This window comes from Nocardia sp. NRRL WC-3656 (assembly GCF_000720265.1).
Classification (GTDB): Bacteria; Actinomycetota; Actinomycetes; order Mycobacteriales; family Mycobacteriaceae; genus Nocardia; species Nocardia nova.
Map to the genome: position 1 here is coordinate 114,597 of NZ_JOJF01000031.1, position 6,665 is coordinate 121,261.

7 protein-coding genes are annotated in these 6,665 nt (G+C 68.0%); 1 reads left to right on the forward strand and 6 read right to left on the reverse strand.

What is annotated here, in order from left to right; genetic code table 11:
- Positions 1–35: 35 nt before the first annotated feature.
- Entirely contained in the window at positions 36–869 is an 834-nt protein-coding gene (locus IG65_RS0129085) for a tRNA (adenine-N1)-methyltransferase (RefSeq protein ID WP_030518141.1), read from the reverse strand.
- A gap of 83 nt (positions 870–952) precedes the next feature.
- Here IG65_RS0129085 and IG65_RS0129090 point away from each other — a divergent pair, with 83 nt between their 5' ends.
- Entirely contained in the window at positions 953–1,816 is an 864-nt protein-coding gene (locus IG65_RS0129090) for a RecB family exonuclease (RefSeq protein WP_030518142.1), read from the forward strand.
- 21 nt (positions 1,817–1,837) lie between these two features.
- Here IG65_RS0129090 and hisG read toward each other — a convergent pair whose 3' ends face one another.
- The 5 genes from hisG to IG65_RS0129115 form a co-directional block, all read right to left on the reverse strand.
- Positions 1,838–2,689, reverse strand: a complete 852-nt coding sequence (gene hisG, locus IG65_RS0129095; RefSeq protein ID WP_030518143.1) for an ATP phosphoribosyltransferase — start codon at positions 2,687–2,689, stop codon at positions 1,838–1,840.
- Positions 2,690–2,781: 92 nt separating this feature from the next.
- The gene (locus tag IG65_RS0129100; protein ID WP_030518144.1) at positions 2,782–3,045 is read right to left on the reverse strand and encodes a phosphoribosyl-ATP diphosphatase; all 264 of its coding nucleotides are present in this window, start codon (positions 3,043–3,045) and stop codon (positions 2,782–2,784) included.
- A gap of 84 nt (positions 3,046–3,129) precedes the next feature.
- Positions 3,130–3,723, reverse strand: coding sequence for a GNAT family N-acetyltransferase (locus tag IG65_RS0129105; RefSeq protein WP_231509497.1), 594 nt, complete (start codon positions 3,721–3,723; stop codon positions 3,130–3,132).
- Between the two features lie 217 nt (positions 3,724–3,940).
- The gene (locus IG65_RS0129110) at positions 3,941–5,755 is read right to left on the reverse strand and encodes a choline/carnitine O-acyltransferase (RefSeq protein WP_030518146.1); all 1,815 of its coding nucleotides are present in this window, start codon (positions 5,753–5,755) and stop codon (positions 3,941–3,943) included.
- The gene (locus tag IG65_RS0129115) at positions 5,752–6,561 is read right to left on the reverse strand and encodes a class I SAM-dependent methyltransferase (RefSeq protein WP_197039966.1); all 810 of its coding nucleotides are present in this window, start codon (positions 6,559–6,561) and stop codon (positions 5,752–5,754) included. Before IG65_RS0129115 ends, IG65_RS0129110 begins: the two co-directional genes overlap by 4 nt.
- Positions 6,562–6,665 lie beyond the last annotated feature (104 nt).

The window sequence follows — 6,665 nt, forward strand, 5'->3', positions numbered from 1 at the left end:
GCACGGCCCGAGAGAGGAAGGCCTCAGCCGCTCGCTCAGCCCTTGGAGGGCCGCCGCTGCGGCTTGGGCGCCACCACACCGTCGGCGAGGCGCCGGGCGCTCACCAGGAAGGCCGTATGCCCCTGCATGCGATGCTCGGGACGCACCGCCAGGCCGACCACATGCCACGGTCGCACCAGCGACTCCCATGACCGCGGCTCGGTCCAGCACTGTTGCTGACGCAGCGCCTCCACGATTTCCGACAGCTGCGTGACGGTGGCGACGTAGACGATCAGGACCCCGCCGGGGATCAGCGCGCGCGATACCGCGGGCAGCGCGTCCCACGGTTTGAGCATGTCCAGCACCACCCGGTCGACCTGCTCGCCGTCGTAGTCGGCGACGTCGCCCAGGGTCAGCGTCCAGTTGTCGGGGCGTTCGCCGAAGAATCGCTCGACATTGCGGACGGCGTGCTCGGCATGGTCCTCGCGGATCTCGTAGGAGCGCACACTGCCGTTCGGGCCGACCGCGCGCAGCAGCGAACAGGTCAGCGCGCCCGATCCGGCGCCGGCCTCGAGCACCCGCGCACCGGGGAACACATCACCCTCGTGCACGATCTGAGCGGCGTCCTTGGGGTAGATCACCGCCGCACCGCGCGGCATCGAGAGCACGTAGTCGACCAGCAGTGGCCGCAGCGCGAGATACGGTGTGCCGTTGGCGGATTGGACCACACAGCCCTCGTCGGCGCCGATCAGCTCGTCGTGGCGGATCGGCCCCTTGTGGGTGTGGAACTCCTTGCCCGGCTCCAGGACGACGGTGTGTTGCCTGCCCTTGGCATCGGTCAGCTGCACCCGGTCCCCCGTGGTGAATGGGCCGGTCCGTCTGGCCGTCATGAATCTCCGTTCTCCTGCGCGTCATTTCCGGCGGCGGTATCGCGCCGCGGAATGTGTCGGTACCCGCCGATAGCCTGCCAGGTATGTCCGCACCACCGACGGCGACCCCGCCCGAATTACCGGCCGTTTCCCGCGGGCCGGCGTTGTCGCCCTCGCGGGCAATCGATTTCAAACAATGTCCGCTCAAATACCGATTACGCGCGATCGACCGCATTCCGGAAACGCCCGGCCGCGACGCCGTACGCGGAACGGTGGTGCACGCGGTGCTGGAATCGCTGTACGGGCTACCCAGTGGTGAACGCGTTCCGGAGCGGGCCGCGGCGTTGGTGGAACCGGCCTGGCAGCGTTTGCTGGCAGATCGCCCCGAGATCGAGGTGGTGCTCGAACAGGGCGGTCTCCCACCGTTTCTCGACGAGGTGAGCCGCCTGGTAAGCGACTACTATCACCTCGAGAACCCCACCGGATTCGACCCGGAATCCTGTGAATCGCTGGTGGAGGTCCGGCTGGCGGACGGCTCGCCGCTGCGCGGATATGTCGACCGCATCGATATCGCACCGGACGGCCGGTTGCGGGTCGTCGACTACAAGACCGGGCGCGTTCCCGCACCGGATGCCGAGCAGAAGGCGCTGTTCCAGCTGAAGTTCTACGCGCTGATCATGTACCGCACCCGTGGGGTGGCCCCGGCCCAGCTGCGGCTGCTGTATCTGCGCGACGGGCAGATCCTGAGCTATGCGCCGGACGCGGACGAACTCGTCCGGTTCGAGCGCATCGTGTCGGCGCTGTGGGCGGCGATCACCACCGCCGGCCGCGAGGGAGATTTCCCGCCGCGGCCGGGGTGGGGCTGCAAATTCTGCGAGTACCGACCGCTGTGCCCGGCCTACGGCGGTACCCCGCCGCCGTATCCGGGCTGGCCGGACGACGCGGCCGCGACGGTGGCGCATCCATGACCGCGGCGCCGTCGAGCGAGGTCAGAAGGCGCGGCAGGAACGAATATCGGTAGCCAGAATCGCCTTGGCGCCGAGTTCGGCGAGCTGATCCATCACGTCGTTGCCCTGATTACGCGGCACCAGCGCGCGCACGGCGACCCAGTCGGGATCGGTCAGCGGCGAGACGGTCGGCGACTCCAGACCAGGCGTGATCGCGGCGGCCCGGTCGAGCAGATCCTTGGGGCAGTCGTAATCGAGCATCAGGTACTGCTGGGCGAAGACCACACCCTGCACCCGCGCGATGAGCTGGTTGCGGGCCTTGTCGCTGTGATCGGAGCCGGTGGCCTCGATCAGCACGGCCTCCGAATCGCACAGCGAATCGCCGAAGGCGACCAGATCGTGCTGACGCAGGGTGCGCCCGGAGCCGACCACGTCGGCGATGGCGTCGGCGACCCCGAGCTGGATGGAGATCTCCACCGCGCCGTCGAGGCGGATCACCTCGGCCTCGATCCCCCGGCGCTGCAGATCCCGCAGCACCAGATTCGGGTAGCTGGTGGCGATCCGCTTGTCGTAGAGGTCTTCGACCTTCCATTCCCGTCCGGCGGGGGCTGCGTAGCGGAAGGTGGAGCGGCCGAAACCCAGGCCGAGGCGTTCCTGCACCTGGGCGCCGGAATCCAGGGCCAGATCGCGGCCGGTGATGCCGAGGTCGAGGCGTCCCGACCCGACGTAGATGGCGATGTCCTTCGGGCGGAGGAAGAAGAATTCGACCTGGTTGGCGTTGTCGATCACCGACAGGTCGCGCGAATCGCTGCGCTTGCGGTAACCGGCCTCGGTGAGAATTTCCACGGCCGATTCGGAAAGTGCGCCTTTGTTGGGGACTGCGACGCGAAGCATGGGATGTCCTTTCGGGACGGGTGGCGGACAAAGGTGTCAGGGAGCGGTCGAACCGTTTCGCCCGGTAGCCGTGGCGGCCCGGGTCTCACCCGTCACAGATGTCGGTACACGTCCTCGAGCCGCAGACCGCGGCCCACCATCAGCACCTGTACCCAGTACAGGAGCTGGGAGATCTCTTCGGCCAGCTGTTCGTCGGTCTCGTGTTCGGCGGCGATCCACACCTCACCGGCCTCTTCGATCACCTTCTTGCCCTGCGCATGGACCCCGGCGTCCAATGCCGCCACGGTTGCGGAACCTTCCGGACGGTTGGCCGCACGATCCTGCAGCTCGGCGAACAGGGTTTCGAAAGTCTTCACGGGACGCCATTCTTTCAGACGACCGCATATGTCCCGCAATCGGTTATCGGCGGGGCGCCGCGGTTGCCGCCGGTGTGCGCGCGATCACCGTCCGGCACCCGGCGGCGGTGCTGCCGGCGCCCCGAGCGGGCGGTCGACGCGATAGATGTAATGCCATCCGTCGTCGATCGGGTTGTCCGGCGGCAGCTCCCCTTCCGCGACCCGGTGCAGACCGGCCTTCTCCAGCGCCCGCCAGGACGCCCGGTTCGCGGCGGCGACGGGAATGACGATGCAGTCGGCGCGCGGATAGTCGGCCCAGCTCGCCGCCACCACCGCGCGCAGCATCGCCGAACCCACGCCGCGGCCGACCCGCCCCGGCTCGCCGATCAGGTAGTCCAGTGACACGGCCTCGCCGGGCACGTCGAGTATCGGCCGCACCTGCTCCACATACTCGGGCCAGTCCGCCCAGCGAATGCGCTGCACCAGCCCGACGGGTTCGCCGTCGGCACTGACGAGCAGATCTTCGGCGGCCACCTCCCCGCGCGCGGTCGGCCCGAAATCACGTTCGACGGATGCGGCGTCGAAGTCGTGATGCCACCACCGCCGCACATGCGGTTGCGCCAGCCAATGCCCGAGCAGCGCGAAATCCGCCGGTGTCACCTGGCGCCAGGCGAACTGCGGCATCACCGAGTCGACCACGAGAACGAGGCTAGCAATCCGGGTGCATGCCCACCACGGATCGAGACCGCCCCGCACGGAGCCTGCGCTCCGGTGACGGCACCTGTGGACCGAAACCCGTTGTGACCGAGACAGTCTCGCGCGCCAGCAATTTGCCGCGACTATCCCCCGATACGACCGGCACCCGAGCCGCCTGTCACCCGGTTCGAGTGGCGGGCGGCCCGGGCGGAGTCCCCGATCAGGCGGAGGCGAGCAGCTCCTCCAGCTCCGACACCGCGGTCCGCAGTTCGTCGGCGAACCGATACATCTGCTCCGCGACCGATTTCGGCGTCGCGAGGTAGATGTTCCAGCGATCCGGCAGCAGGACGTAGGCGATGCCGATGCACTTCTGGCTGGTGCAGCCGAAACCGAAGTATTCGATATTCGCCGAAGGCGCCGAGCTCGTACTCAGATAGTCGTCGCGGGTGATGATCCAGCCCGGGCTGTCGAAGAAGGGCATCGGCTCCGTGGCGCCCAGTTCGGCGCCGCGCCGGCGCTGCACCCACTGCAGCTCCCAGAGATGCTGTTCCGGCGCCTCGCCGCGCTGGCATTGCTTGGCGCGCTCCACATGGGCGGTCGCGGCCGCGCGGGCGGCGACCAGCTTCGTCGCCGCATCGGCCGACGAATCGTCCATGGTGGCAACGAATTCCAGGATCTGCGGGGTCACCACACGCATGGCCTCGGTGCGTCCGTTGCGATACTGCCGGGTCGCGATCGATTCGTAGGTGGCCCCGATCATTCCCTTGCTGCGCTGATGGGCGAGCTGATAGCTCAGCTGCGCGAAGGCGTCCGGCGAGATGCCGAGTTCCTTGGCGCGGGCCGTGCCGAAGTGGTCGAACGACACCGTGGTCGTCGCGTTGTCGGCGACGAACTGCGCGAATGCGGCTGCGGCCGAGGAGATCTCACCGCGCAACCGATCGTCGAGCCGGAATTCGATCGGCTCCACCGAGGGCAGCCCCTGTGGCTGCGCCCCCGACTGCGCGGCATGCTCGGCGGCCGGAGCCTCGAGCAGCCGGTCGACGAACGACAGGATGGTGGTGCCGTCGAGTCCGCAGTGTTCGACATTGATACCGGCGCTGCCGTCGGCGAAGACGATCAGCGAGACCGCCTTGTCGAACCACCGGTTACCGCTGTCGCCGTGCAGCAGCTGATCACTGGCCACGAGCTGATCGGCGGGGGTCACATCGTCGAGGCAGACGCAGAACAGTGCGGTTTCGATCACCTCCAGCGCCGCCGCGTTCACCGGATCTTCCAGCAGGCGGCCACGCACGCCGGCCCATTCGGCCCGCGCCATGGTGGTGAGATGTCCCGCCGAGGAGTCGACGGGCAGCTGATCGGGCGCCGCCTTGAGCACGGCCCGCAGACCGTCGGCGAGGTCCTCCGGGGCATGCGGCGCCCCGCCGGCGCCGATGACATCCATCCGGAACATGGCGCCGTGGTGGAAGACCACGATGTGGCGCGCCTGCGACGGGCCCGGCCATTCATCGCTGTAGGGCACGCGCACGCTGTCTTGCGGATCGCCCGGAATCCTGGTCTCGGAGAACAGGAATTTGTTCTGTGCCATCGAAAAGTGCGCTCCGCGTTGCACGACCGGCGGGATCTCCTCCCGATCGAGCAGCAGTTTGTAGTTCACCGCCGCGGTGATCAGCGCGGCGGCGCGATCGGCCTGCTGGTCCGAGGTGGACTGCGCCAGTGGCGTGTCGTTGCGGAACAGGAAGAAGAAGTTGGCGTTGACCGCGATCCGGTCGCGACGGCCCAGATAGCGCGAGGGCCAGAACTCGTCGAGCCAGCTGCCGACACCGGGGGTGCGGTCGAACCGCTCCAGATCGGCGTGCAGGATCCGGGCCGGGCCGTCGGCGCGCAGCAGATCGGCCACGGCGCGCTCGGTATCGGCGTATTCGTCCTCCGACAGCAGCGGCCGCGACCACTGCAGGAAACGCGCGCAGCTGTCGTCGAGCGTGGGCAGCGGCACGCGCGGCAGCTGATCGTCGAAGGCGAAGGTACGGTCGGTCACGGGCGGTCCTCGGGGGTCGGTGTGGATATGTAGAGTTCGGCGTGCAGCCAGCCGTCGGATTCGTAGCCGGTCGGATCTATTCCGTTGGCGGTCAGCGTATTCAGTACCTGTTGCTGTTCGGCGGCGGAGGCGAAACGGCGTTGCCGGAAGGTGCCGGGACGGCGCTCGGTCCGGTACCCCAGGGCGGCGAGTTCGCGCGCGATCGGTTCGAAGGCGTACATCCGCAGCACGAAGTGTGCCATCCACGGTAGCCGGGTGCCGTGCGCGCGAGCCACCCGTGTGAGGGTGCGGCCGGTGACGTAACCGACGCATCCCGTGGAGATCACCAGATCGGCCGAGCCGATGATCTTGCGCTGTGCCTCGGTGGGATCGCCCGCCTCCAGATCGGCGTGGACGGTCTCGTGCAGCAGTCCGGTGGCCGCCGCGTAGTCCAACGCCGGCGCGGAAGCGTCCATACCGATGAAGCGGATCTGGGGCAGCCGGTCGTCGGCGACCAGGCGGGCGCGGTCGCGGGCGATACAGGTGGCGGTATCGGCATCGCCGTAATGCTCGGCCAGATCGGCCACGGTGGTCCCGAAGCGCAGCAGCGCCGCGTTCACCCCGTAGGAGCACCCCAGGTCCAGGACGGTCGGCACGGTGCCGGTGCGCGCCTCGTAGTCGGCGAACAGTTCCAGGAAGGCGGGTTTGGCCAATTCCGGTATGCAGTAATCCAATTCGGCCATCCGGCGGCAGTAGGCGCTCGGATCGGGGCGGTCGTAGATGTCGTCGAACGAAGCTTTTCCGGTGCTGTGCATCGAAACCGTCACGGGCGATCCTTACCTTTCTTTCGTGGTGATAGAGCCCGCAGCCATCGGGTTCCGAATCACCTGGGAGCGGTGGGTTTGGCTTCATGGTCGTTGCCGAGGTTCAT

Coding starts and splice junctions, on each gene's coding strand:
- IG65_RS0129085 (WP_030518141.1), bottom strand. CDS start 869: ATGACGGCCAGACGGACCGGCCCATTCACCACGGGGGACCGGGTGCAG.
- IG65_RS0129090 (WP_030518142.1), top strand. CDS start 953: ATGTCCGCACCACCGACGGCGACCCCGCCCGAATTACCGGCCGTTTCC.
- hisG (WP_030518143.1), bottom strand. CDS start 2,689: ATGCTTCGCGTCGCAGTCCCCAACAAAGGCGCACTTTCCGAATCGGCC.